Genomic DNA, 25,380 nt, shown 5'->3' on the forward strand with positions numbered 1-25,380 from the left:
ATCAGTTATACTCGATGATGGCATCGCGGCGCAGGTCGCGCAGATAGGCCTGCGCGCGCTTGTTCACGCGTTCATCCTCGATCTGCGACATCAATTGGTCGAAATTCGGGCCAGAGCTGGCCGCCGCATCGTCACGGCCGCACAGCATCAGCACCTGAATGCCGTCTTCCTTGCTGCCAAAGGGCGGAGTGGCCTGACCCACGGCCAGCGACAGGATCGGCTGTTGCAGCGGGGCGGGCAGATCACGTGCGCGGATCTGGTCGTTGCTGCCCACCTGCGCGCCCAGACGCGCCGCCACGGCGCCCACGCCGCCACAGCCACCGGCGCCCTTGATCGCCTTGTCAAACTCGGCAGTGCGGGCCTGCACCTGCGCATCGGTCAGGTTCGCGGGCAGCGAAATGGTGATCTGCTTGAGCGAGAGCACCGCATCGCGCGGGTCAGCGGTCAGCACCTTGCGGCGGTCGATCATGTAGAGGATCGAGAAACCGCCACGCAGTTCCACCGGCCCGGCCATTTGGCCAGGCTGCATGTCGCGGGCAACAGTGGCCAGTTCGTTGGGCAATTGGCCCAGACGCAGCCAGCCCAGATCGCCGCCCACCGATTTGGCCGAGCTTTCGCCATATTGGCGGGCATAGGCGACAAAGCTGGCGCCCTCGCGCAGCTGGTCATAGATGCGGCGCGCGTTTTCCGAGACGATCTGACGGCTTTCGGGGGTGGCCGACAAAAAGATTTCGCCCACGCGGTATTCGTCGGTGCCCTTAGCGGCGTTCAGGCGCTGCAACAGCTCCTTCACTTCTTCCTGGCTGACGTTGACGAAGGGCTGAACATTGCGGCGCAGAACGCGCTGCCACGACAGTTCGGCGCGGATCTGGCGCTTGAGCGAGGCGGGCGAGGAGCCGATCTTGGCCAGATAGGCGTCCAGTGCCGGGACCGTCTGGCGGAAGGTTTCGGTGGCGAAACGGGCATAGGTCGCGTCCATCTCGGCCTCGTCAACCGACACTTCCAGGCTCTTGGCCTCCTGGATCTGCAGCGATTCATCGATCAGGTTGCGCAGCGTCTGCATCCGCAACTGCTCGATCTCGGCCGGGGACAGGCGGCCCTGATTGGCCGCGATGATCAGCGCCAGACGCTGATTGACATCGGTGCCGGTGATGACATCGCCGTTGACCACGGCGGTCGCGCGGCGGAAATTGGGGCTGGCCGTGCCCAGCATGGTGATGTTCTGCGGCAGCGTCAGGCCACCGGCACCGCCACCCTGCGCGCGGGCGACATCCGCCACCGCGCCCAGCGCCAGCGCAAAGCCTGCCAGCGCCACGCCGGTCAGCGCCAGTTTGCCGCCACGCAGTCCCTTGGCGCGCCCATTTCCGCGCCCATGCCCGCGATCGTGCCCGTATCCGCCCTGCATCATCTGACCCGTCACCTTCGCGTTCAATCCCGTATCAACAGCGCTGGCCCCGTCCGGCACCCGCGCTGCGCTGTGTCCGATCAGGTCAACACCTGTACGGACGTGGTAAACTGGGGCGGCTGAACCTTGGCTGAGCGCCCCGTCAGCCTGCCTGATCGCCCTGTCGGACGCGGCGATAGCCTGTTTGCCGCCCCCTGCCAACCTTGGCAAGCGGCCTGCGTACCCCCGATCAGTGGAACCCCAGATTGCGGATGGCGAAATGCAGTTCAAAGCTGCTGCCGCGCGCGGCATCGCCAATCGTCACGTAATCGCGCCGCCATGTGAAATCCAATTGGAAGCAGTCCGATTGGAACGACACCCCCAACCGCGTGCGCAGCGGCTGGAAGGAGGACATGCGCGTGTTGGTCACCAGATTGGTGTTCGACAGGTCAAACACGCCAGAGCCAAACACCGACCAGTACCGGGCAAAGGCGACGCGCAGCGTGGCGCGGGCCTCGTTGCTGTCGGACAGATCCTCCAGCGAGCTGTCGATGTTGCGGTTCAGGCGGGCATAGCCCAGCTCGAAATAGGTGCGGTCAGAGCCGACCGCGGCGTCCACCTCGTTGCGGCGAAAGACATAGCTGTCCTTGTCGATGCGATAGCGGTGGGTCAGCTTGATCAGGTCGCGATAGCGGATCTCGGTGCGGCCAACGATGTCCGACGTGCGCGCCGACAGGCCGGTGCCGTTGGGAAACAGCGTTGCGTCAGCGCTCAGGCGATAGGATTGCCCGATCACTGCATTCACCCGCCAACGGGGCCGCTCCAACTGCCATTCCAGACCATAGGTGAATCGCGTGCCGTCCTCGATCCGGTCGTATCCGGGGAAACGGTTCAGCGCGAACAGGTTGCTGTCTTCCAGCTCGATCGCGCGGGCGTCCTCGTTGGGGATGGCCAGATTGCGCGTGGCGGGCGCGGCGACGATCTGGAAATGGGGGGTCAGGACCTGCGTCCCGCCCAGCGCCGATCCCACCAGCGGCCATTTGACGTCCACCGCGCCCAATGCCACCGCGCGCGTCTGCCATCCCGGCAGCCCGCGATAGGTGGTCGTGGTGGTCAACGCATTGTCGCTGGAATGATAGGCATCGCCGCGCACCAGTCCGGTCAGCGTTACCACCTGACCCCATGGCGTGATGCGGCGCATGTCCCAGCGCGCGCTGGCAAAGGCGCGCTGCACGTCCTCGCCCGCGGTGCGGGTGATGGCCAGCGAATTGGCCTGAAACTCCACCGTGCCGCCCGCGATCAGCCGCGATGGCCGCAGCCGCCAATCCACCACTGGCAGCGCCACCGGCACCAAGCCCTGCACCTCGTTCGTGCGCAGCGTCTGGAACGCCCAGCCGGTGATCGAGAGATAGGACCGCTCGCCCACCCGTTCGGCGCTGATGGTCGAGCGCAGCAGGTCATCGCCGCTGATGTAATAGCGCGACAGGAAGGTGCGGTCGGACGCCAATCGGCCAGAGAAGTTGAGCGACCATTCGGGGGTGAACTGGAACCGGCCATTGGCGTCCAGATAGCCGCGCAACTGCTTGCTGGCCGAGGCGGTGTCGCCCGAGACCGGGATCACCGTCGATTGCGTGACATAGCCAGTCACCTGATAGGCGCCGATATCGGTCAGGGCGCGGTAATGCGCCTTGATCATCGGCTGCGCCTTGGTGAAGACATAGCCGGTCAGGGCCAGGTCACGGTCATCGGCCAGACGCTTGTAATAGGTGGACGACAGTTCGAACCCGTTGGTGGCCGAATGGCGCAGATCGGGCATCAGCAAGCCCGAAATCGCCCGTCCGTCGGTCGCCAGCCGCAGCGTGGGCAGAGGCAGGATGCGCAGGCCGAACACCGCCAGGCTGGCGTTGTGAAACCGCACCAGCTTTTGCTCGGGCAGATAGACCACGCGCGCGGCGGTGACCTGCCAGGTTGCCTTTTTGGGGCAGCCTTCGGCGTCCACCACATCGCAGCCGGTATAGGCCACGCGGCGCAGCACCAGCGTGCCATCGGCCTCACGCTGGCCGGTGGCGGCGGCCAGACGGCCTCCTTCGCGCATCAGCATCAGCATGTTTTCGGTCGTGGCCATGGCCAGATCGTCGGTCAGTTCCATCCGCTCGGTCAGCAGTTCGTTGCCGCTGCCATCGACCACGCGAATCCCGCCCGAGGCGATTACTTGCCCCGTCTTGCGGTTCCACACCACCTTGTCGGCGCGCACGGTGCGGTCGGTCTGGCGCAGGAATACGCGGCCTGTGGCGGTAACCGTGTCATGGTCGGTGTCATAGTCGACCGTATCAGCCTCGAAATCGATCTTGCGCTGGATGTCATCGGCGGCGGGCGGCGGGGTGGGGGCCATGGCCGATGGCGGCGGGGAAGGCGTCTGCGCGTTGGCCGCCCCTGGGGCCTGCGCGTAGGCCAGCCCTGGGGCCAACGCCGGGCACAGGCCCAGCGCCAACGCCAGCAGGGATGCCTGCGCGGTGGGGCGCGGCATGGAAATGGATGCGAAAGACACAGGGCTCAAAGGCCACCAGACAGGCTGCATGGGTTGCCTATCGCAAAGTGGATGCCTAACTGCAATGCACAAGAGTCCCTTGCGTTGCAGAGCTTGGTCGATTGCCCACAGGCGATTGCCCGGACCGCCACGCGATCAATCGGAGCATGACATGCCTTATACCCCGTTGCAGATCGCCTTTCTGACCGCCGCTGATGCGGGGGCCGGGGTGCTGGTGCGGCCCTTGACTGCCGAGGCTTTCGCGGCCGGGCAGGCCGATTTGCCCGCAACTTTGGCCGAGGCGGCCCGCGCGGCGCGCTTTGCGGCCAAGGCGGGGCAGTTGTGCGAAGGCTTCGTGGCGCAGGACGGCGGCGTGTTGCGGCTGGTGCTGCTGGGATTGGGCGCGGCGGACGAGGCCGATCCCCGCGCGGCGGCGGAAAAGGCGGGCGCGGCGTTGAGCGCGCAGTACCAGACCTCGGGCGTGGGCGCGCTGGCGGTGGATTTTGCCGACAGCGGGCTGGATGCAGCGCATACGGCGTCCTTTTTGCTGGCGGCGCGGCTGCGCGGCTGGCGCCATGATGTCTATCGCACCCGTCTGAGTGCCGACCAGACGCCTTCGCTGACCCGGATCGAGGTGCTGAACGCCGCCGACGGCACGCAGGCCGCCTGGGCCGAGGCTGCCGCGCTGGCCGAAGGTGTCGAGTTTACCCGCGAGCTGGTGACCGAGCCGGCCAATGTCATTTACCCCGAAAGCTTTGTCGAACGGTGCCGCATGCGTTTTGCCGGGACTGACGCGCAGATCAGCGTGCTGGAAGAGGCCGAGATGCGCGCGCTGGGCATGGGCGCGCTGCTGGGCGTGGCGCAGGGCTCGGTGCGCACGCCGCGCCTGCTGGTGATTCGCTGGAACGGTGGCGCGGCGGGCGATGCTCCGGTGGCGCTGGTGGGCAAGGGCGTGACGTTCGATACCGGCGGCATCTGTCTCAAGCCCGCTGGCGGCATGGAGGACATGAAGTGGGACATGGGCGGCGCCGGCGCGGTTGCCGGCACGATGCTGGCCATCGCCCGCCGCAAGGCCCGCGCGAATGTCGTGGCCGTCATGGGGCTGGTGGAAAACATGCCCGATGGCAATGCGCAGCGCCCCGGTGACGTGGTGACCAGCATGTCCGGTCAGACGATCGAGGTGATCAACACTGATGCCGAAGGCCGCCTGGTGCTGTGTGACGCGCTGACCTGGGTGCAGCGTGAGCACAAGCCGCGCCTGATCATCGATCTGGCGACGCTGACCGGCGCGATCATCGGCAGTCTGGCCCATGAATATGCCGGTCTGTTCAGCAACAATGACGATCTGGCCGCGCAATTGACGGCGGCGGGGCAGGCCACAGGCGACCAGCTGTGGCGGATGCCGATGGGGCCGGTGTATGACAAGATGATCGACAGCCCGATTGCCGACATGAAGAATGTGGGCGGCAAGTTTGGCGGCTCGATCACGGCGGCGCAATTTCTGGCGCGCTATGTCGAGAAGGGCGCTGACGGCAAGGCGACGCCTTGGGCGCATCTGGACATCGCGGGCACCGTCTGGGCGGACAAGCCCGGCGCGACCTGGGCCAAGGGCGCGACCGGCTATGGCGTGCGGCTGCTGGACGCTTTTGTCCGCGGGTATGAGGGCTAAGGCCCGGCAGGGGCGCGGCGCGTGCAGGTCATGTTCTATCGCTTGAGCGAAAGCCCGGTGGCCGCCGCGCTGCCCCTGCTGGCGTCCAAAACGCTGGAGCGGGGCAGCCGGTTGCTGGTGGTCGAGGCCGATCCCACGCGCGCGCAGGCTTTGTCTGACGCGCTGTGGGGCTGGCGGGAGGAGGCCTTTCTGGCCAATGGCCTGTCGGGCGGTGACCATGACACGCGTCAGCCCATCCTGATCCGCCCTGACGTGGGCGAGGGGGAGCCGGCCAATGGCGCAAGCTTTGTCGCCTATGCCGATGGGGTGTGGCGCGAACCGCCGCCGGGGACCGAGCGCGTCATGCTGTTGTTTGACGAGGCCACCATCGGCGGCGCGCGCGACACATGGCGCCTGCTGGCCGACCGCGACGGGGTGGAGCGCCAGTTCTGGAAGCAGCAGAACGGGCGCTGGGTACAGGGGCCATAACGCGCCGTTTCGCGCCGGGACACCGTTCCCGATACGCCCAGCCTTGATCGCACCTGTCATTCCGGCTAGGGGCGCGGCCAAATCCCATCACCTTTTCGTTTCGCAAGGAATTGTACCATGGCGGTTACCCGCACTTTCTCGATCATCAAGCCCGATGCCACCCGCCGCAACCTGACGGGCGCTGTCACCAAGATGCTGGAAGAGGCCGGCCTGCGCGTCGTCGCCAGCAAGCGCATCCAGATGAGCAAGGAACAGGCCGAGGGCTTCTACGCCGTCCACGCCGAGCGTCCCTTCTTCAACGATCTGGTCTCGTTCATGATCAGCGGCCCCGTGGTCGTGCAGGTGCTGGAAGGCGAAGACGCCGTGAAGCGCAACCGCGACATCATGGGCGCCACCAACCCCGCCAACGCTGACGCTGGCACCATCCGCAAGGAACTGGCCGAATCGATCGAAGCCAACTCGGTGCACGGTTCGGACTCGGAAGAAAACGCCGCGATCGAAATCGCCTATTTCTTCAAGCCGGAAGAAATCGTCGGCTAATCGCCTGACGCCATTTTTGGCCACGAAAAGGCCGCCGGTGGGGTGACCCGCCGGCGGCTTTTTGGTTTGGGGTGCGGGGATGGGGGCCTCCGGCGGGCAAAGGGCGGGGGCCCTTTGCAATCCGGTTAATGGTGGGACACCAGACCGGCGATACAGCGCCATCCCGCGAAGCGGTTTATTGCCTGCGGCGCGGCGACTTTGCGCGAGGCTGATCAGACGTGCCACGTGGACAGTATCGGGATTGCAAAGGGGGTAACCCCCTTTGCCCGCCGGAGGCCCCAATCCCGCCAAACCCTTTAAAACTGATCCGCCGCATCCATCAGCCGCGTCAGCCGCTTGGGCGCAACGGCGCGCCAACTGCGGGTCAGCCAGTCGGCCACCTGATCCCAGTCCACTTCCGCGCGGTTCAGGATCAGCCCGGCCCAGCCTGATGCGCCGTAATAGGCGGGGCGGAACCAGGCGTCAGGATCGGCATCGATCAGGGCGGCCATTTCGTCCTGACCGCTGGTTTTGACCAGCAGCGCGATATGCGGTTCGCCGTGGTGCTGATCGTTGAAATAGGCAAAGAATTTGCCGCCCACGCGCCAACCGGGGGCACCATGGCTGTCGCGCTCTTCGACTTCGGGCAGGGCGTTGGCCAGCGTGCCCACCCGTTCCAGCAGCCAGTCGGCGCGATAGGGTTGCGTCACCAGTCGTTCCAGACAGCGCGCGTACAACTGATGCTCGGCAAACAGCACGCGGCCCGCCAGTGTGTCGGCCGTATCCCCCGGCAGGATCGCCACCGGAGTCTGGCCCAGCACCGGCCCGTCATCCAGTTCGGCCGTGACCAGATGGACCGTCACGCCGCCATGGCTGTCGCCCGCTTCGATCGCGCGTTCGTGGGTGTGCAGGCCCTTGTACTTGGGCAGCAGGCTGGGGTGGATGTTCAGCATCCGTCCCTCCCACCCGGCGACGAATTCCGGCGTCAGGATGCGCATATAGCCGGCCAGCGCGACATATTCCGCGCCCGATGCGCGGATCGCCGCGTCCATCGCCATGTCGTGATCGGCCCGCGCCATGCCCTTGTGCGGCAGGGCATAGGTGGCCACGCCCTCGGCGGCGGCCAGTTTCAGGCCGCCTGCGTCCGGGTTGTTGCTGGCTACCAGCACGATCTCGTACGGGCAGTCGGCGGCGCGGCTGGCATAGAGCAGCGCCGCCATATTGGTACCGCCGCCCGAAATCAGCACGGCGACCCTGACTTTACGCATAGCTGCGCGTTCACGCATTATGCGTGGCTTCCCATGCCGTGCGGGCGCTCCACACTTCGGCGCTGCCGGTGACGGTGCAGCCGCGCTTCCCCAAGCGGATCTCGCCAATGCGGAACACGGTTTCACCCGCAGCGGCCAGATCGGCGGCCAGCGCGTCGGCAGCGTCCGCCTCCACCGCCAGCACCATGCCGATGCCACAGTTGAACGTGCGCGCCATCTCGCCCGGCTCGATATTGCCCTGCGCCTGCAGGAAGGCCATCAGGCGCGACTGTTCCCATGCGTCGGCGCTGATATGGGCATGCAGCCCCTCTGGCAGGACGCGGGGGACGTTTTCCAGCAAGCCGCCGCCGGTGATATGCGCCAGCGCGTTGATGCGGCCGGAACGGATGAAGGGCAGCAGGCTCTTCACATAGATCCGGGTCGGTTCGATCAGATAGTCGATCAACAGGCGTTCGTTGTCGAACAGGGCAGGGCGGTCCAGCTTCCAGCCCTTGTCCGCGGCCAGACGGCGCACCAGCGAATAGCCGTTCGAATGCACGCCGGACGAGGCGAGGCCCAGAAGGACGTTGCCCGCCGCCACCTTGTCACCGGTCAGTTGTTCGCCGCGTTCCACCGCGCCAACGCAGAAGCCCGCCAGATCATAGTCGCCTGGCCCATACATGCCCGGCATTTCGGCCGTTTCGCCGCCGATCAGCGCGCAATTGGCGATGCGGCAACCCTCGGCGATGCCGGCGATCACGCGCTCGGCGACGCCATTTTCCAGCTTTCCGGTGGCGAAATAGTCAAGGAAGAACAGCGGTTCGGCGCCCTGTACGATCAGGTCGTTGACGCACATCGCTACCAGATCGATGCCGATCTTGTCATGGCGGTCATGGTCAATGGCCAGCTTGACCTTGGTGCCCACGCCGTCATTGCCCGCCACCAGCAGCGGGTCCTTGTAGCCTGCCGCGCGCGGATCGAAAAAGCCGCCAAAGCCGCCCAGATCGGCGTCCGCGCCGGGACGGCGCGTGCTTTTGGCCAGCGGGCCGATAGCCTTTACCAGCGCGTTGCCGGCGGCGATGGACACGCCCGCGCTCTCATAAGTGTACGAGGCGGGGGCAGCGGTGTTTTCGGTTTTCTCTGACATGCTGCGCCGCGTAGCGCTTTCGCGCTTGGATTTCCATGCCGGTTTGGGCAAAAGGCGCGCAAATTTGCCATGACCAGCACAACCCACCCCCTTCGCTCGCGCAATTTCCGCGCTTTTCTGCCCCAAAGTGGCCGTTCGCGCGCCCTGTGGGCGGGGGTGGCGGCCTGTGCGCTGGCTTTGGCAGCCTTTGGCGGGGCGCGACTCGCGGCCCAGATCGAGGGGGAGCGTGGCATCGCCCCGGTTGTCGCCAGTGGTGACATCGAAATCGGCGGCATTGAGGTGAACGCCACCGGCCGCACCGCGCAGGAGGCCCGCGCCAACGGCTACCGCGAGGCCTATAAGCTGGCCTGGGACAAGGCGCATGGCCCCGCGCTGGACGCCGCCACGATCGAGGCGCTGGTGTCCGCCGTGGTGGTCGAGCAGGAGCAGATCGGCCCGCATCGGTACAAGGCGCGGCTGACCGTCGTGTTCGACCGCGGCAAGGCGGCGCAATTCATTTCGGGCGGTGGCAGCTTTGTCAGCCGGTCCGCTCCGATGCTGTTGATCCCCGTGCTGTACAGCGGCGGCGTGGGCCAAGTGTACGAGGTGCGCGGCGACTGGCAAAAGGTGTGGGCCGAATTCCGCACCGGGGCCAGCGCGATTGATTACGTCCGCCCGACGGGCTCGGGCAGCGATTCGCTGCTGCTGACGGCGGGGCAGCCGGGGCGGCGCAGCCGGGTGTGGCTGCGCGGCCTGCTGGATCAGTTTGGCGCGTCCGACGTACTGGTGGCGGCCGCGCGGCTGGAACGGCAATGGCCCGGCGGCCCGGTCAAGGGCACGTTTACCGGCCGGTTTGGCGCGGACAATGTGTTGCTGGGCAGCTTTACCCTGACCGCGCCGGACGAGGCGGGGGTGCCAGCCATGCTGGGGCAGGCGCTGGCCAAGATGGATCAGCTGTTCACGGACGCGCTTAACCGGGGCGCGCTGCGTGCCGATCCGACGCTTTCGCTGGCACAGCCTGATATGGACCCCGGCCTTGCCCGACTGATCGCGCTGGGCCGCGCGGCAGAGGCCGCCGATGTCGCCGCGATCAGCGCGCAGGCGCTGGACACGGCGGAGGACACATCGGTCAGCGGCGGTACGCCCAGCCCGGTAGCTACCCCATCGCCAGAGCCCAAGGCCGCCGCCAAGGCCTCGCCCAGTGCAGCCGCGCCGCAGGCGGTGACAGTGCAATTCGCCTCGCCCGATGCGCGGGCGGTGGATCAGGCGCTGGCGGCGGTGCGCGCCGCACCCGGCGTCGACAGCGCGGGCACCACCAGCATCGCCATCGGCGGGACCAGCGTGATGCGCGCGACCGTCTCGGGCTCGTTGGAGGCGGTGGCCGCCGCGCTGCGCAGCCGGGGCTGGCAGGTCAGCGTCAGCGGCACCACTTTAAGGATCAAGCGCTGATCCTACCGCAATCGGGGCGCAGCGGATCGGGCCAGCGATGGCCCGGCTATGGCCCTGACCGAGTATCAGCAGCAAACGAACGCATGATGGAATTATTATGAGCAGAGCACACGCATCCGGCGGCCAGATCGCCTTGCCGTTGGGATCGGCAATGACCGGTCAACCGCGCCGGGTGGTGGTGGGCGATGCCAATGCCGCCGCCGTCGAGGCTTTGTCCCATCCCGAAACCTGGCCCTATCGCACCGCCGTGCTGTGTGGCGAACCGCGCAGTGGCAAAAGCCTGCTGGCCAAATGGTTCATGGACAGCGGGATGGGGGATGCCATCGATGACGCGGACAAGATGGACGAAACCGCGCTGTTCCACCGTTGGAACCGGGCGCAGGCCGATGGCGTGCCGCTGCTGCTGACCACCACGCTGGGGGCAGAGGGCGCGGTGTGGTCGATCGCCTTGCCCGATCTGCGTTCACGCATGGGTGGGTCGCTGTGGGTGGAAATCGACACGCCCGATGACGCCATGCTGGCGGATCTGATCGCCGCCCACGCCGAGGCGCGCGGGCTGATTTTGCCCGATGATGGCCTGCGATACCTTGCCAGCCGGTGCGAGCGTTCCCACATGGGGGCCGAAAGGCTGGTGGCCGAGATCGACCGTATCAGTCTGGAACGCAAATGCGCGCCCGGTGCTGCCGTCTGGCGCGAGGCGCTGGAAGTGATGATCGGGCCGGATCAGCCCAGCTTGCTTTGATCCGCGCGACGTGGGATTAGGGAACTATGGTTGGACGTCTGCTTGCCTATCTGGACTCGGTGGTCGCGCGTGACCCGGCGCCTCGTTCGCGCTGGGAGGTGTTGCTGTACCCCGGCATCTGGGCGGTGGCGTTCCACCGCGTGTCGCATCGTCTGTTCCGGGCCCGCCTGTTCTTTCTGGCGCGGCTGGTGAACCATATCGGGCGGTTGCTGACGGCGATTGATATCCATCCGGGCGCGACGATCGGGCGGCATCTGTTTATCGATCACGGCTTTACCGTGATCGGCGAAACGGCCGAGATTGGCGATAACGTCACCATCTATCAATGTGTTACGCTGGGCGGGACGAACCCGGCCAACGGCATCGGGGGCAAGCGTCACCCCACGCTGGCCGATGACAGCATCATTGGTTCGGGCGCGCAGATTTTGGGCCCGATCACGGTGGGCCGCCGCGCGCGCGTGGGGGCCAATGCCGTCGTGACCGAGGATGTGCCCGAAGGCGCGACGATGGTGGGCGTCAAGGCGCGCAGCACGCTGGTTGCGGCCGAGACATGGGCCAAGGACTTCATCCCCTATGGCACGCCGTGCAAGGAGCCGTGCAAGGATGCCGAGCCGGCCGTGGCGCGAATCGAAGCGCTGGAGGCAGAAGTTGCCGCGTTGCGCGGGCAACTGGCCGAGGTGCTGGCGCGGTGCAGCGACACCCCGCGTGACGGCACCAAGGGCTGATCTCCGGGATGGAGCCAAGCGGCCCGCCCCCGGCATCGACCATCCCGGCGAACGCCAACATCGTCAGCTTTCCCCGTGCGCCCACACAGGTGGCGTTTGAACGGGCCGAACTGATGCGCATTCTGGATGTCTATGGCCGGATGGTCGCAGCCGGTCAGTGGCGCGACTATGCCATGGATTTTGGCAAGGAAGCGGCCAGTTTCGCCGCCTTCAAACGCAGCGCCGAACGCCCGCAGGCCCGCATCGAAAAGCGCCCCGCGCTGCGCAACAAACAGGGCATGTGGGCGCTGTATGGCGAGGCGGGGCAGGTGCTCAAGCGCGGGCATGATCTGGCCGGCGTGTTGAGTGTGATCGAGCGGCGGTTGATGAAGATCGTCGAGGGGTAACGCCGCGCTCAGGTAAAGGTTTCGCTGATCCCTGTCGTGGTTTCCTGCGCCGTGGCGATCGCCCCCACCAATTTCCATTGATAGATCAGCGCCATCGCCTGCAAAACCACGGCAAACCCCATCAGCAGCAGCGTGGCCATTGGTGGCGCCGTCATTTTGATCGGCGAAAGCGCGTTGTTGACCACCACCAGCACGATGAAGCTGTCGATCAACAGCCCCACCACCTGACACGTCCACCATGCGCCGACCTCTGGCACATCGCTGTCGCCCAGCCATTCGTTTTCGCCATGGCTGCGGTTCCACAATTCGCGCATGGCACGCGGCGGCACGATCAGGTTTACCACCGGGACCAGATAATTCAGCGCCGCCCATGCCGGGCTATAACGCAACCCCGCAATGCCGCTGAGCCGCAGATTGGCGTGTGCCCGCCACACCCAGACCAGAAACAGCAGAAATGTCCCTGCCACCGCCAGAAACATCAACACCATGCCGATGCTGGCCGCGATCAGCAGCTTGGCCCGGGTATCGTCGCCAAGGTGCCAAGCATCCACAACGATCAGTCCCCGCGCCATCGCGAATAGCGCGATCATGGCGCAAAGCCGCAATGCGACATAGAGCAATGACGCGGCAATCCCGACACGCAGGATGGTCGTCATCCGGCGCAGGCTGTTGGCGCCATCCAAATATTGGCTTGAAAACATGCCCGTCCCCCCGGCAGATGTCTTGGTCTGCCGGGTAGGATAGGGATGGAAACGGGCAGGTCAATCGCCGGTTTCCTGAGTATATTTGCCAATCAGGCGGCGATTTGGCCCATATCCGCCAGCGTATCGACCAGATCATCGAAATGGTCGATCACCCGGTCCGCGCCCAAGTCATCGGCCGGTTTGTCGCAAAAGCCGAAGCGTACCGCAACGCAGGGCAATCCCGCCGCCGCCGCCGCGCCGGTGTCGAATGTGGTATCCCCGACATAGGCTGCGCGCGAAGCCGCAACGCCCGCGCGTTCCAGCATCAACTGCAACAGGTCGGGCTTGGGCTTGGCCCGGCCGGGGCCCAGCGTGTCGCCGCCGATGATCGTGACGAAACGGTGCGACAGGCCGATTTCGTCCAGCAGGCGCACCGCCAGATGCTCCATCTTGTTCGTGACCACCGCCATTTTGACGCCGCGCGCGTCCAGTGCGTCCAGCATCGCCTCTCCGCCCGGAAACAGGCGGCTGTGGACGGCGATATTGGCCTCGTAATGACTGACCAGCACCTGCGTCAGGCGGGTCATCGCGTCGGCGTCCAGCACCACGCCATCCAGCGCCAATGCCTTGGCCAGCATCTGTTTGGTCCCGCCGCCGACCAATGTGCGCACCTGATCCATCGGCACCGAGGCAAAGCCGCCCTGCGTCAGCGCATGGTTCAATGCCACACCCAGATCGCCGGAGGTGTCCAGCAGCGTGCCATCAAGGTCGAATCCGATAAGGGAAAAAGGAAATTGGGTCATTGCGGTGGGCGATGCCTTGCTCGTATGAAATCTGCAAGGATTTGCTGGCAAAGGGCCGCTTCATGACCGCGCAAGATACTCCGCTCGCCATCATCGTTCTGGCCGCCGGCAAGGGCACCCGCATGAAAAGCGACACCCACAAGGTGTTGCACCCCATCGCCGGGCGCCCGATGCTGGAACATCTGCTGGCCAATGCTGCTGAATTGACGCCCCAGGCGCAGGTGGTGGTCGCCGGCCATGGCCGCGATCAGTTGGAGGCGGCGCTGAATGGCCGCGCCACGATCGCGGTGCAGGATCCGCAATTGGGCACCGGCCATGCGGTACAGATGGCGGAAAAGGCGCTGGCCGAATTCGCGCCCGATGGTGACGTGTTGATCCTGTATGGCGATGTGCCCTTTGTGCGCAGCGCGACGATGGGCGCGATGATCGCCCGGCTGAACGCGCCCGATGCGCCGGCTGTGGTGGTGCTGGGCTTTGAACCTGAAGACACCCTGCAATACGGCCGAGTGATCGCCAGTGATGGCGTCATCGCCAAAATGGTCGAGCACAAGGACGCGAGTGAGGCCGAGCGCGCCTGCCGCCTGTGCAATTCCGGGCTGATGGCGGTCAAGGCGCGCGACCTGTTCGCGCTGCTCTCCCGCGTGACCAATGACAACGCGCAGGGCGAATACTACCTGACCGATATCGTCAACATCGCCAACGCTGATGGCCGGGTGTGCGCCGTGGTTGTCACCGATGACGAGCATGAGGTTGCCGGGATCAACAGCCGTGGCGAACTGGCCTTGGCCGAGCGGCGCTGGCAGGACCGCCGCCGCGCCGCCGCCATGGCCGATGGCGCCACGCTGATCGCGCCTGAAACGGTGTGGTTTGCCTGGGACACGCAGATTGGCCGCGATGTGGTGATCGAGCCCAATGTGGTGTTTGGCCCCGGCGTCACCGTGGCCGACCATGTGACGATCCATGCCTTCAGCCATCTGGAGGGAGCCAAGGTGGCCAGCAAGGCCGACATCGGCCCCTATGCTCGTCTGCGCCCCGGCGCCGACATTCGCGCCAGGGCCAAGGTTGGCAATTTTGTCGAGATCAAGAAATCCGTGCTGGGCGAGGGGGCCAAGGCCAACCACCTGACCTATGTCGGCGATGCCGAGGTCGGGGCGGGCGCCAATCTGGGCGCGGGCACGATCACTTGCAATTATGATGGCTATTTCAAATACAAGACCGTGATTGGCGAGCGCGCCTTTATCGGGTCGAACAGCGCGCTGATCGCGCCGGTGCGGATCGGGGCCGATGCCATTGTGGCAGCCGGCAGTGCCGTGTCGCGCGATGTGGCCGATGGCGAATTGCGTCTGGTGCGGGCCGAACAACTGGTCAAACCGGGTTGGGCCGACCGTTTCCACGACGCGATGAAAAAGAAGAAGGCCGAAAAGAAGGGCGGATAAGCGGCGTCTGGCCGGTTAAAGCCCTTGGCGCGGCGATATCTTCGCGCTTAAGCCAACAGAAAGCCTCTGGCTGTATAGCCATGGGCGAGGACGGGGCTGTGCCCCATAGCGACACGAATCAGGGGCATACACGCGCATGTGCGGCATCATCGGCATCGTCGGCAAAGAGGAAGTGGCGGATCGTCTGGTCGACGGTCTGCGCCGGATGGAATATCGCGGCTATGACTCGGCCGGCGTCTGCACCATCGAGGGTGGCGAACTGATCCGCCGCCGTGCGCCGGGCAAGTTGAACAATCTGGTCAAGGAACTGGTGGTCAATCCCGCGCCCGGCCTGACGGGGATCGCCCACACGCGCTGGGCCACGCATGGCGCGCCCACGGCCGCCAATGCCCACCCCCACGCCACCGACGTGTTGGCGCTGGTGCACAACGGCATCATCGAGAATTTCCGCCCCTTGCGCGAAGCGCTCGAGGCCAAGGGCCGCGTGTTCGAATCGCAGACCGACACCGAGGTGGTGGCCCATCTGATCTCGGACAAGGTTGAGGGTGGGATGGACCCGATCGCGGCGGTCAAGGCCTCGCTGCCCGAACTGCGCGGCGCGTTTGCGCTGGCGATTGCCTTCCGTCAGTTCCCCGACATGCTGGTGGGCGCGCGGCTTGGCTCGCCGCTGGTGCTGGGCTTTGGCGAGGGCGAGACCTATCTGGGCTCGGACGCGCTGGCGCTGGCGCCGCTGACACAGCGCATCTGCTATCTGGAAGAAGGCGACTGGGTGATTGTGCGCCGTGACGGCGCCGAAATCTTTGACAAGGACAACAATCCGGTCAAGCGCCCGGTGGTGGCCAGCGGCGCCAGCGCGGCGGCGGTGGAAAAGGGCAATTTCCGCCACTTTATGCAAAAGGAAATCTACGAACAGCCGACCGTCGTGGCGCAAACGCTGCAAAGCTATGTGCGCCGTGACGATGAAAGCGTCGCGCTGCCGCAGATTGATTTTGACCTCTCGACCATCAACCGCGTGACGATTGTGGCCTGTGGCACGTCCTATTACGCGGGTTTGGTGGCCAAATATTGGTTCGAACATTTCGCCCGCCTGCCGGTGGACATCGATGTGGCGTCCGAATTCCGTTACCGCGATCCCGTGCTGGAGCCGGGCGGTCTGGCGATTTTCATCAGCCAGTCGGGCGAGACCGCCGACACGCTGGCCGCGCTGCGCCATTGCAAGGACAACGGCCAGACCATCGCTGTCGTCGTCAACGTGCCTACCAGCACTATGGCGCGCGAGGCGGATCTGTTGCTGCCCACCCATGCGGGTCCCGAAATCGGCGTGGCCAGCACCAAGGCATTTACCTGTCAGTTGGCGGTTCTGGCCGCACTGGCGGCGCATCTGGCGGTCAAGCGCGGGCGCATGACCCGCGAGGAAGAGCGCCATGTGGTCAGCCAGTTGATCGAGACTCCGGCCGCGTTGAATGCGGCGCTGGCCTATGACGATGCGATTGCGGCGATGGCCCACCTGATCGCCCCGGCGCGCGACGTGCTGTATCTGGGCCGTGGCCAGGATTACCCGCTGGCGCTCGAAGGTGCGCTAAAGCTGAAGGAAATCAGCTATATCCACGCCGAAGGTTACGCATCGGGCGAAATGAAGCATGGCCCCATCGCGCTGATCGACGAGAATGTGCCGGTGATCGTTATCGCCCCGTCCGGCCCGCTGTTTGAAAAGACCGTCAGCAATATGCAGGAAGTCGCCGCGCGCGGGGGCAAGATCGTGTTGATCTCTGACGCCGAAGGCTTGGCCGAGGCGGCCCATGGCTGCATCGCCACGATCGAGATGCCCAAGGTCCATCCGCTGATCGCGCCGCTGGTCTATGCCGTGCCGGTGCAATTGCTGGCCTATCACGTGGCCTGTGTGAAGGGCACGGACGTTGATCAGCCGCGCAATCTGGCCAAGTCGGTGACTGTCGAGTAATTCGCATATTTCGTACAAAAGGTGACAGGGCGCTGCTCTGTCGCCTTTTTTGTGCCTATATGGCATTTACTTAAACACTGTGTAACCGATATTTCATGCGCTGCGGGCCGCTGGTTTACGCCGCGATAAGCATTGGCGGCCTATGTTGTCGCCAAGATGAACGCCGTAGACTCCTCTCCGCAAACCCGTGAACTCTCGATTTGGTCGGTGATTGGCCTAACGCGCCATGAAACCGAGGAATGGTCGCGTTTGCGCGGGCTGCAATATGCCCAACTGGCCAAGGTGGCGCGGGCGCGCCTGTTGACGCAGGCAATGGCGGCCCTGATGACCATCCTGCTGTTCACACCGGTGGTGGGGTATGGGCTTATAGCCGGGTGGCTGGGGGCGCTGTGCGGTTCGCTGACCTATACCACACGCACCGATTGGGCGTTGGGCGATACCGATCAGCGCGCCATGACGCGGCAGGAATTCTGGCGTCAGGCGCTGGGCACGGTAATCAATGCGTTGGTCTGGTCTGTGCCGGTCGTTGCCTTTGCGCCGCATGCGATGATCCATTTGCGGTTTGAACTGTGGACCGTTTTGGCGATGCTGATGACCGTTTCGGCGGTGATGCTGCCGACGGTGCCGCTGGCAACGCTGTTGTTTTCGGGGATCGTCGGCGGAGCGTCGGTGGCGCAATTCGCGTTTGGCGGCCAACCGGGGATGGCGGTGGTCTCGACGCTTTTCGTGGTCAGCGTGGGCGTCGGCACGATCAGCGCCTCGCGCCTGTTCCTGATGTCGCGTCTGGCGGCCGAACGGGTGAACGAAGGCCGCGAGGTGGTTCGCCTGTTGCTGCGCGAATTTGACGAGGACGATGCCAACTGGCTGTGGCTGACCGATCCGCAGCGCCGCGTGCGTCAGGTCAGCCGCCGCTTTGCCGAGGCGCTGGGGCTGGCGCCTGAACAGATCGAGGGCGAGAGCCTGATCAAGCTGATTTCCGGCCCGCATGACCCCAACCAGCCCGCCGATCCCAGCCTGCATGCGCTGTCCGAAAGGATGAAAAGCCGCGAAAGCTTTGCCAACCTGCTGGTGCGGGTAACGGTGGGCGGTCAGCCGCGCTGGTGGGAACTGACCGCAACGGTGCGTACCGACGAGGACGGCAAGTTCCTGGGCTATCGCGGCGTGGCCAGCGATGTCACCGATGAGCGCGAGACGACGCAAAAGATCACCTGGCTGGCCAAATACGACACGCTGACGGGCCTGCCCAACCGCATGATGGTGACTGACGCGCTGGGCGATGCGGTCGAGGCGGCGGTGCGCGGAAATTATCCTTGTGCGTTCCTGATGATGGATCTGGACCGGTTCAAGGCGGTGAACGACACCCAGGGCCACCCGGTGGGCGACCAGTTGCTGGCTGCTGTGGCCGAACGGTTGATGGCGCTGATGGACGAAAACGCCCTGTGCGGCCGTCTGGGGGGCGACGAATTCTGCGTTGTGATCCGCGATGCCTCGCAAAAGGGCTATGTCGGGCGGTTGTCGCGCGACATCATTGCCAGCCTGTCGGCGCCCTATCACATCGGCAATCATGTGCTGTCGATCGGCGCCAGCGTCGGATCCGCACTGGGGCCGCGCGATGGCAGCACGGTCGAAGAGATCATGCACAACGCCGACTTTGCCCTGTACCGCGCCAAGCAGGGCGGCCGCGGCCGTCACTGCGCCTTTGACGAGGGGCTGCATGTCGAAACCCGCGCCCGCCGCGAGATGGAGGTGGCGCTGCGGCAGGCGATCGAGAATGGCGAACTGGAACTGGCTTTTCAGCCCGAGGTCAACGCCGGCAATGACCGCATCATCTGTCTGGAAGCGCTGCTGCGCTGGAACACGCGCGAGCATGGGCAGCTTTCGCCCGGCCGTTTCCTCAGCCTGGCCGAGGAAAGCCGCCTGATCCTGCCGATTGGCGAATGGGTGCTGGAAGAAGCCTGCCGTCTGGCGGCGCAATGGCCTGCCAATCTGCGCGTGGCGGTGAATATTTCGGGCCGCCAGTTGCTGGACCCGCATTTCATCGATCACGTGGTCAAGGCGTTGTCGGTCAGCACGCTGGCCCCGCAGCGTCTGGTGCTGGAAGTGCGCGAAAGCGCGTTCCAGCGCGACGCCGGATCGGTGCGCGCCATGCTGGAACGCGTTGTGGCGTTGGGCTGCACGGTGACGCTGGATGATTTTGGCTCGGGCCCGTCGGCGCTGACCCATCTGTGCGAATTGCGCTATGCCGGGCTGAAACTGGACCGCGGCCTGATCAAGGGCGCCGCCGCGGGCAATCCCGAATCCGTGGCGATGATCCGCGCTGCTGTGGCATTGGCCGACAATCTGGAAATGACGGTGACGGCCAAGGGCGTGGAGAGCGAGACCGATCTGGATGTCGCCACGGGGCTGGGTTGTGGCCGCATTCAGGGCAGTTGCTATGGCAGCCCGATGCGCCTGTCCGAGGTCGAGCAACTGTTTGGCCGCACCGAAGTCCTGCCGCAACCGGGCCCGGACGAGGCCATCGTGGCGGTCTGACCCACGGCCCGCCGCCGCCATGCAAAAGGCGCGCATGAAAAAGGGGACGGTTCGCACCGCCCCCTTTTTGCTTTCGGTTATGTGGGATCCGGCCCCGATCAGGCCCCGATCAGGCCTCTACCAGCCCGCGCACCACGCCTTCGAACAGGGCGCGGCCATCGATGCCACCATGCGCCGCCTCGATAAAGCGTTCGGGGTGGGGCATCATGCCCAGCACATTGCCGCCCTCGTTCAGCACGCCTGCAATGTCCCGCGCCGAGCCATTGACCGCTTCGGCATAGCGGAACGCCACGCGGCCTTCGCCTTCCAGCCGGTCCAGCGTGTCGGCATCGGCGAAATAATTGCCGTCATGATGCGCCACCGGAATCGTAATCTTCTGACCCATGAAATAGCGCTGCGTGAACACGCTGGTGTTGTTGGCAACGGTCAGGCCCACTTCGCGGCAGACAAAGCGGATCCCTGCGTTGCGCATCAGCACGCCCGGCAACAGCCCGCTTTCGGTCAGCACCTGAAAGCCGTTGCACACGCCCAGCACCTTGACGCCGCGATTGGCGGCATCGACCACGGCGCGCATGATCGGGCTGCGGGCGGCCATCGCGCCGCTGCGCAGATAGTCACCATACGAGAACCCGCCGGGCAGGGCGATGAAGTCCAGACCTTCGGGCAGGGCAGCCTCGCCGTGCCACACGCGGTGGACCTCTCCGCCGCACACCTGCTCGATCGCCACCGCCATGTCGCGGTCGCAGTTCGAGCCGGGGAAGGTGATGACAGCCGAGCGGAACGCCATTACGCCACCCGCTCGATGCGATAGTTTTCGATCACCATGTTGGCCAGCAGCTTGGAGGCCATTTCGTCCAGCGCGGCATCGGTGACAGAGGCGTCCACCTCCAGCTCGAACATGCGGCCGGCGCGGACATCGGTCACGCCCGAAAAGCCCAGACCTTCGATCGCGTGGGTGATGGCGCGGCCCTGCGGGTCAAGCACCCCGTTCTTGAGGCTGACGAACACGCGCACTTTGGTGGTGCTGGGCATGGGCGAAAAGGGCCTTTCTGCTGGCGGATTACGGAATCAGGCGCAGCCTATGGCGCGTGGCGCGCCAAAAGCCAAGGGGGAGAAACCCCGATCAGCGCGCTTATTGCGCCGTTTCGCCCCCCACGGCGCGATACAGCGCCACCAGATTGGCCCCACGCGACAGGCGGGCGGCCACCAGCGTCTTTTCCGCCGCATACAACGATTGCTGCGCGCTGAGCGCGTCCAGCCACGTACCCACCCCGCCGCGATAGCGCCGATCGGTCAGCCGCCAGTTGTCCGCCGCCGCATCGCGCGCGCCGCTTTGCGCGGTCAATTGCGCCTCGATCGTGGCGCGGCGGGCCAGCACATTGGCCACATCGGTGAACGCGGCCTGCACCGCCTTGCGATAGGCGGCGGTGGCCGCGTCACGCTGGGCCTGCGCCTGTTTGGCCGCATTGCGCAACGCCCCATTGCGGAAGATCGGATAGGACAGCGTGCCGCCCCCGCCAAAGGCAAACGACCCGCCGGTAAACAGGCTGGACAGCGCCAGCGAGGCCGTCCCCGCCACCGCCGTCAGCGTGATCTTGGGAAACAGCGCGGCGCGGGCGGCATCGACATTGGCGTCCGCCGCGCGCAGCAGAAATTCGGCCTGCACCACATCGGGGCGGCGCAGCAGTACGGCAGAGTCCAGCCCCGGCGCGACAGCCGTCAGGCGGGCGGCGGCATCATCAATGCCAGAGGGCAGGGCGTCAGCGGGCACATCCGTCCCTGCCAACAGGCGCAGGTTGTTCAAATCCTGTGCCACGGCGGTGGTTTGTGCCGCGATGTCCGCCTCGGCCTGACGCAGGGTCAGCTCCGCCTTGCGCTGATCGGCCAGCGGGGCAATCCCGCCCGCCACGCGCCGGGTGGTCAGGGCCACGCTCTGCCGGGCAGAGGCGGCGGTGTCCTGAGCCAGTTGCAGCAGGCTGCGGTCGGCGGCCAGTTGCAGCCAGCCATTGGCGACATTGGCGATCAAGGTAATGCGCGCGGCGCGCATCGCCGCGCCTTGCGCCAGATATTGCGCCCGGCCTGCGGCGGCCAGTCCATGCACGCGGCCAAACAGGTCCAGCTCGTAACTGGCAACCGAGCCTGACAGCGAGACCAGATCCCCCTTGGTGCTGGCGCCCGAGGTGTAGCGTCCATCGCCATCGCCATGGTTGAACCCGGCCGAAGCATCGATTTGCGGCAACAGCGGCGCGCCAGCGATGCGGGCCTGCGCGCGGGCGGCCTCGACATTGGCCATGGCCGCCGACAGGTCCTGATTATGCGCCAGCGCCAGATCGATCACCCGCACCAGCCGCGGATCGGCCAATACCTGCGCATAGCCATAGGCGGGCAGGGCCGCGTCACTGGCGGCCACGTCGAAACGGGCGGGGATGTCAGCCACCGGCGGCGCCTTGGTCCGGGCCTGTGCCAGCGGTGCGGCGATCAGGCCAGCCACGGCGGCGCTGTGCAACAATGCGCGGATCATGCCTGCACCTCGGGATCGTCCAGTGTCAGGGGCGGGGGCGGCGGCGGGGCACTTGGCCCCTTGCGCGCCTTCAGCTTGTTCAGCGTGTCGCGGGTGGTGCGGCGCACCATGACAAAGAACAGCGGCACAAACAGCAGCGCCAGCGCGGTGGCGGTCAGCATGCCGCCAATCACCGCCGTGCCGATGGCGATGCGCGCATTGGCGCCAGCGCCCGTGGCCAGCGCCAGCGGCATCACGCCAAAGATGAAGGCGCAGGACGTCATCAGGATCGGGCGCAGGCGGATCTTGGCCGCTTCCAGCGCGGCTTCGATGATGCGCTTGCCCTGCTTTTCTGCCTGTTCGGCAAATTCGATCATCAGGATGGCGTTTTTCGCCGCCAGCCCCATCGTGGTGATCAGGCCGATCTGCAAATAGACGTCATTCTGCAAACCGCGCAGATTGGCCAGCAGCACCGCGCCGATCAGGCCCAACGGCACCACCAGCATCACCGCGATCGGCACGCTCCAGCTTTCATACAGGGCCGCCAGACACAGGAACACGACGATCAGCGCCAAGCCATACAGCACCGGCGCCTGACCCGAGGACAGCCGTTCCTGATAGGACGCGCCCGACCATGCCAGCCCGACGCCGTCGTGGCGGGCGACGATATCCTCGATCGCTTTCATCGCCTGCCCGCTGGACGCGCCGGGGGCTGCCTGCCCGTTGATTTCGTAATTCGAGATGCCGTTGAAACGGAAGGCGGCCGAGGGCGCCTTGCTCCATGTGATCGTGGCAAAGGCGCTGAACGGCACCATCCGGCCCGATGTGTTGCGCACCTGCCATTGGTACAGGTCCTCCGGCTTTGACCGGAAGGGCGCATCACCCATGACATAGACGCGCTTTACCCGGCCCCGGTCAACGAAATCATTGACATAGCTGCCGCCCCACGCGGTCGACAGCGTGGCGTTCACATTGGCCACACTCAACCCCATCGCGGTCAGCTTTTGCGTGTCGGTGCTGATCTTCAGCGTCGGCTGATCCGGCAGGTTCGACAGGCGAACGTTGGCCAGCACCGGATCGGCGCGCGCTTCGGCCAAAATCTGGTCGCGCAGCTTGGCAAAGGCCTCGCGGCTGAGATCGCCGGTGTTCAGCAATTCGGCGGTAAAGCCGCCCGACTGGCCCAGACCGCGCACGATGCCCGGTTGCAGCGCATAGAATTCCAGATCGCGATAGCCGCCCGAAATCGCGGCGGTGGCGCGGCGGGTGATGGCTTCGGCGGTGTGTTCGCTGCCGGGGCGGTCGTCCCAGTCCTTTAACGAGATAAAGCCGCGGCCCGCGTTCTGGCCGTTGGTGCCGCCCTGCGCGCCGCCAGCGACCGTCAGGATGGTCTCGACGCTGTCGCGCTCGTTCTTCAGGAAATAGTCCTGGATGGCATCGCCCGCCGCCTTGGTCCTCTCCTGCGTCGCGCCAGCGGGCAGGTTGAACGTCAGCGAGGCCATGCCCTGATCCTCTGACGGCAGGAAGCCGGTGGGCAGTCGCACAAACAGCCCCGCCAGCGCCAGCAGCACCACGCCATAGGCCACCAGCGGCCAGCGGCGGTTTTCCGCGATCCATTCGGCGCGGGGGTGATACCAGTTCAGCAGGCGGTTGAAATGATGCTCGAACCGCTCGCGCATCCAGTGGCTGGCGCGGCCGATGGGCGAGGTGTGGTCCTCCTCCTCGGGCCGCTTGAGCAGCGTGGCGGTCAGCGCGGGCGAGAGCACCAGCGCCACCAGCACCGAAAGCACCATCGCCGAAATGATCGTCAGCGAGAACTGGCGATAGATCACCCCCGTCGACCCGCCAAAGAACGCCATCGGCAAAAACACCGCCGAAAGCACCAGCGCGATGGCGACCAGCGCGACGCTGATCTCGCGCATGGATTCGATGGTGGCTTCACGCGGGGTCATGCCGGGGTTTTCGGCCATCAACCGCTCGACGTTTTCGACCACGACGATGGCGTCATCCACCAGCAACCCGATGGCCAGAACAAGGCCGAACAATGTCAATGTGTTGATCGAATATCCCGCCATGGCAAAGACGCCGAATGTCCCCAGCATCACCACCGGCACCGCGATCGCCGGGATCAGCGTGGCGCGCCAGCTTTGCAGGAACACGAACATGACGATGACCACCAGCACCACCGCCTCTAGCAGGGTGGTGACCACGTCCATGACCGATTTGGTGATGAACCGCGTCGAGTCATTGGCGAAGGCATATTCGTAGCCGGGGGGGAAGTCCTTCTTCTGCTTGGCAAATTCAGCCTTGACCAGTTCAGCCACCTTCAGCGCGTCGGCGCCGGGTGTCAGGCTGATGGGCAGGCCCGCGCCGGGGTGGCCGTTGACGCGGCTGACCAGGCTGTAATTCTCGGAACCCAGTTCGACCCGCGCGACGTCCTTCAACAGCACATTGGCGCCGCTGGGCAGCGTTTTGACCACGATCTGGGCAAATTCCGATGCCGTCTGCAACCGCGATTGCGCGGTGACGGTGGCGTTCAGCAATTGCCCCGGCGCTGATGGCGTGGCGCCCACTTCACCAGCGGCTACATCAATGTTTTGCGCGGCGATGGCGCTGTTCACATCGGCCGGGATCAGCTGATAGGCGGCCAGTTTGGCCGGGTCCAGCCACACCCGCATCGCATATTGCGACCCGAACGAGCTGACCTGACCCACGCCCGGAATGCGCGCGATCGGTTCCTGCATCCGGCTGACCAGAAAGTCCGAAATGTCCAGATTGGTGGCGCGGTCGGTGGCATCATAGACGGTCGCCACCATCAGAAAGTCGGGGTTCGACTTGGTGACGCGCACACCCTGCTGCTGCACGCTGGCGGGCAGGCGGCTCATGGCCTGCTGCACCTTGTTCTGCACCTGCACCTGGGCGATGTCGGGGTCGGTCCCCTTGGCAAAGGTGGCGCTGATCGACACCTGCCCCGACGAGCTGGAGGTGGACGAAAAGTACAATAGCCCGTCCAGCCCGGTCAGCTGTTGCTCGATGATCTGCGTCACGCTGCCTTCCAGCGTGGCCGCCGATGCGCCCGGATAGGTGGCGCTGATATTGACCTGTGGCGGGGCGATGTCGGGGAATTGCTGGATCGGCAGTGTGTACAGCGCGCCCAGCCCCACCAGCATGGTGACAATCGCGATCACCCAGGCGAAAATCGGGCGGTCGATGAAGATGCGTGACAT

Annotated in this window: 20 protein-coding genes; 10 read left to right on the plus strand and 10 right to left on the minus strand. The window is 65.5% G+C overall.

Features of this window, described 5'->3' with window-relative positions:
- Nucleotide 1 precedes the first annotated feature (1 nt).
- The gene (locus GTZ99_RS03445) at nucleotides 2-1,408 is read right to left on the minus strand and encodes a peptidylprolyl isomerase (RefSeq protein ID WP_406818574.1); all 1,407 of its coding nucleotides are present in this window, start codon (nucleotides 1,406-1,408) and stop codon (nucleotides 2-4) included.
- Between the two features lie 226 nt (nucleotides 1,409-1,634).
- Nucleotides 1,635-3,911: an LPS-assembly protein LptD gene (locus GTZ99_RS03450; protein ID WP_227711042.1), complete on the minus strand. Its 2,277-nt coding sequence runs from the start codon at nucleotides 3,909-3,911 to the stop codon at nucleotides 1,635-1,637.
- Between the two features lie 172 nt (nucleotides 3,912-4,083).
- Here GTZ99_RS03450 and GTZ99_RS03455 point away from each other — a divergent pair, with 172 nt between their 5' ends.
- From GTZ99_RS03455 to ndk, 3 genes are all read left to right on the plus strand, one after another.
- The gene (locus GTZ99_RS03455; RefSeq protein ID WP_161716864.1) at nucleotides 4,084-5,580 is read left to right on the plus strand and encodes a leucyl aminopeptidase; all 1,497 of its coding nucleotides are present in this window, start codon (nucleotides 4,084-4,086) and stop codon (nucleotides 5,578-5,580) included.
- 30 nt (nucleotides 5,581-5,610) lie between these two features.
- A complete protein-coding gene (locus tag GTZ99_RS03460; RefSeq protein ID WP_201742372.1) occupies nucleotides 5,611-6,048 on the plus strand; it encodes a DNA polymerase III subunit chi in 438 nt (145 codons plus the stop codon).
- 117 nt (nucleotides 6,049-6,165) lie between these two features.
- Nucleotides 6,166-6,588, plus strand: a complete 423-nt coding sequence (gene ndk, locus GTZ99_RS03465) for a nucleoside-diphosphate kinase (protein ID WP_161716866.1) — start codon at nucleotides 6,166-6,168, stop codon at nucleotides 6,586-6,588.
- A gap of 296 nt (nucleotides 6,589-6,884) precedes the next feature.
- Here the strand turns inward: ndk and purN are convergent, their stop codons facing one another.
- Both purN and purM read right to left on the minus strand, forming a co-directional pair.
- Nucleotides 6,885-7,835 carry a phosphoribosylglycinamide formyltransferase gene (gene purN, locus GTZ99_RS03470; RefSeq protein ID WP_161716867.1) on the minus strand — a complete coding sequence of 317 codons (951 nt, stop codon included), beginning with the start codon at nucleotides 7,833-7,835 and terminating at the stop codon, nucleotides 6,885-6,887.
- A 10-nt stretch (nucleotides 7,836-7,845) separates the two neighbouring features.
- The gene (purM, locus tag GTZ99_RS03475; RefSeq protein WP_161716868.1) at nucleotides 7,846-8,961 is read right to left on the minus strand and encodes a phosphoribosylformylglycinamidine cyclo-ligase; all 1,116 of its coding nucleotides are present in this window, start codon (nucleotides 8,959-8,961) and stop codon (nucleotides 7,846-7,848) included.
- Nucleotides 8,962-9,030: 69 nt separating this feature from the next.
- Between purM and GTZ99_RS03480 the strand changes: the two genes are divergently transcribed.
- The 4 genes from GTZ99_RS03480 to GTZ99_RS03495 all read left to right on the plus strand — a co-directional run bounded on the left by GTZ99_RS03480 (nucleotide 9,031) and on the right by GTZ99_RS03495 (nucleotide 12,242).
- Entirely contained in the window at nucleotides 9,031-10,389 is a 1,359-nt protein-coding gene (locus GTZ99_RS03480; RefSeq protein WP_227711043.1) for a heavy-metal-associated domain-containing protein, read from the plus strand.
- A 151-nt stretch (nucleotides 10,390-10,540) separates the two neighbouring features.
- A complete protein-coding gene (locus GTZ99_RS03485) occupies nucleotides 10,541-11,131 on the plus strand; it encodes a P-loop NTPase family protein (protein WP_201742344.1) in 591 nt (196 codons plus the stop codon).
- A 26-nt stretch (nucleotides 11,132-11,157) separates the two neighbouring features.
- Nucleotides 11,158-11,856 carry a serine O-acetyltransferase EpsC gene (epsC, locus tag GTZ99_RS03490; protein ID WP_161716870.1) on the plus strand — a complete coding sequence of 233 codons (699 nt, stop codon included), beginning with the start codon at nucleotides 11,158-11,160 and terminating at the stop codon, nucleotides 11,854-11,856.
- A gap of 8 nt (nucleotides 11,857-11,864) precedes the next feature.
- A complete protein-coding gene (locus GTZ99_RS03495) occupies nucleotides 11,865-12,242 on the plus strand; it encodes a DUF2794 domain-containing protein (RefSeq protein ID WP_161716871.1) in 378 nt (125 codons plus the stop codon).
- A gap of 8 nt (nucleotides 12,243-12,250) precedes the next feature.
- On the opposite strand, the gene GTZ99_RS03500 is transcribed toward GTZ99_RS03495, so the two are convergent.
- Both GTZ99_RS03500 and GTZ99_RS03505 read right to left on the minus strand, forming a co-directional pair.
- Nucleotides 12,251-12,943: a DUF4328 domain-containing protein gene (locus tag GTZ99_RS03500; protein WP_161716872.1), complete on the minus strand. Its 693-nt coding sequence runs from the start codon at nucleotides 12,941-12,943 to the stop codon at nucleotides 12,251-12,253.
- A gap of 92 nt (nucleotides 12,944-13,035) precedes the next feature.
- Nucleotides 13,036-13,728, minus strand: coding sequence for an HAD-IA family hydrolase (locus GTZ99_RS03505; RefSeq protein ID WP_161716873.1), 693 nt, complete (start codon nucleotides 13,726-13,728; stop codon nucleotides 13,036-13,038).
- A 62-nt stretch (nucleotides 13,729-13,790) separates the two neighbouring features.
- Between GTZ99_RS03505 and glmU the strand changes: the two genes are divergently transcribed.
- The 3 genes from glmU (at nucleotide 13,791) to GTZ99_RS03520 (ending at nucleotide 19,656) form a co-directional block, all read left to right on the plus strand.
- Nucleotides 13,791-15,164, plus strand: a complete 1,374-nt coding sequence (gene glmU / locus GTZ99_RS03510) for a bifunctional UDP-N-acetylglucosamine diphosphorylase/glucosamine-1-phosphate N-acetyltransferase GlmU (protein WP_161716874.1) — start codon at nucleotides 13,791-13,793, stop codon at nucleotides 15,162-15,164.
- A gap of 136 nt (nucleotides 15,165-15,300) precedes the next feature.
- Entirely contained in the window at nucleotides 15,301-17,124 is a 1,824-nt protein-coding gene (gene glmS / locus GTZ99_RS03515) for a glutamine--fructose-6-phosphate transaminase (isomerizing) (RefSeq protein ID WP_161716875.1), read from the plus strand.
- Between the two features lie 156 nt (nucleotides 17,125-17,280).
- Nucleotides 17,281-19,656 (plus strand): putative bifunctional diguanylate cyclase/phosphodiesterase, encoded by a 2,376-nt coding sequence (locus GTZ99_RS03520; RefSeq protein WP_161716876.1) that lies wholly within the window; start codon nucleotides 17,281-17,283, stop codon nucleotides 19,654-19,656.
- Between the two features lie 109 nt (nucleotides 19,657-19,765).
- On the opposite strand, the gene purQ is transcribed toward GTZ99_RS03520, so the two are convergent.
- The 4 genes from purQ to GTZ99_RS03540 all read right to left on the minus strand — a co-directional run bounded on the left by purQ (nucleotide 19,766) and on the right by GTZ99_RS03540 (nucleotide 25,380).
- Entirely contained in the window at nucleotides 19,766-20,443 is a 678-nt protein-coding gene (gene purQ, locus GTZ99_RS03525; RefSeq protein ID WP_161716877.1) for a phosphoribosylformylglycinamidine synthase subunit PurQ, read from the minus strand.
- Nucleotides 20,443-20,688 carry a phosphoribosylformylglycinamidine synthase subunit PurS gene (gene purS, locus GTZ99_RS03530; protein ID WP_161716878.1) on the minus strand — a complete coding sequence of 82 codons (246 nt, stop codon included), beginning with the start codon at nucleotides 20,686-20,688 and terminating at the stop codon, nucleotides 20,443-20,445. Before purS ends, purQ begins: the two co-directional genes overlap by 1 nt.
- 100 nt (nucleotides 20,689-20,788) lie before the next feature.
- Nucleotides 20,789-22,177 carry an efflux transporter outer membrane subunit gene (locus GTZ99_RS03535; protein ID WP_201742345.1) on the minus strand — a complete coding sequence of 463 codons (1,389 nt, stop codon included), beginning with the start codon at nucleotides 22,175-22,177 and terminating at the stop codon, nucleotides 20,789-20,791.
- Entirely contained in the window at nucleotides 22,174-25,380 is a 3,207-nt protein-coding gene (locus GTZ99_RS03540; RefSeq protein WP_161716879.1) for an efflux RND transporter permease subunit, read from the minus strand. Before GTZ99_RS03540 ends, GTZ99_RS03535 begins: the two co-directional genes overlap by 4 nt.

The sequence above is a fragment of the Novosphingobium ovatum genome, assembly GCF_009909235.1.
Taxonomy (GTDB): domain Bacteria; phylum Pseudomonadota; class Alphaproteobacteria; order Sphingomonadales; family Sphingomonadaceae; genus Novosphingobium; species Novosphingobium ovatum.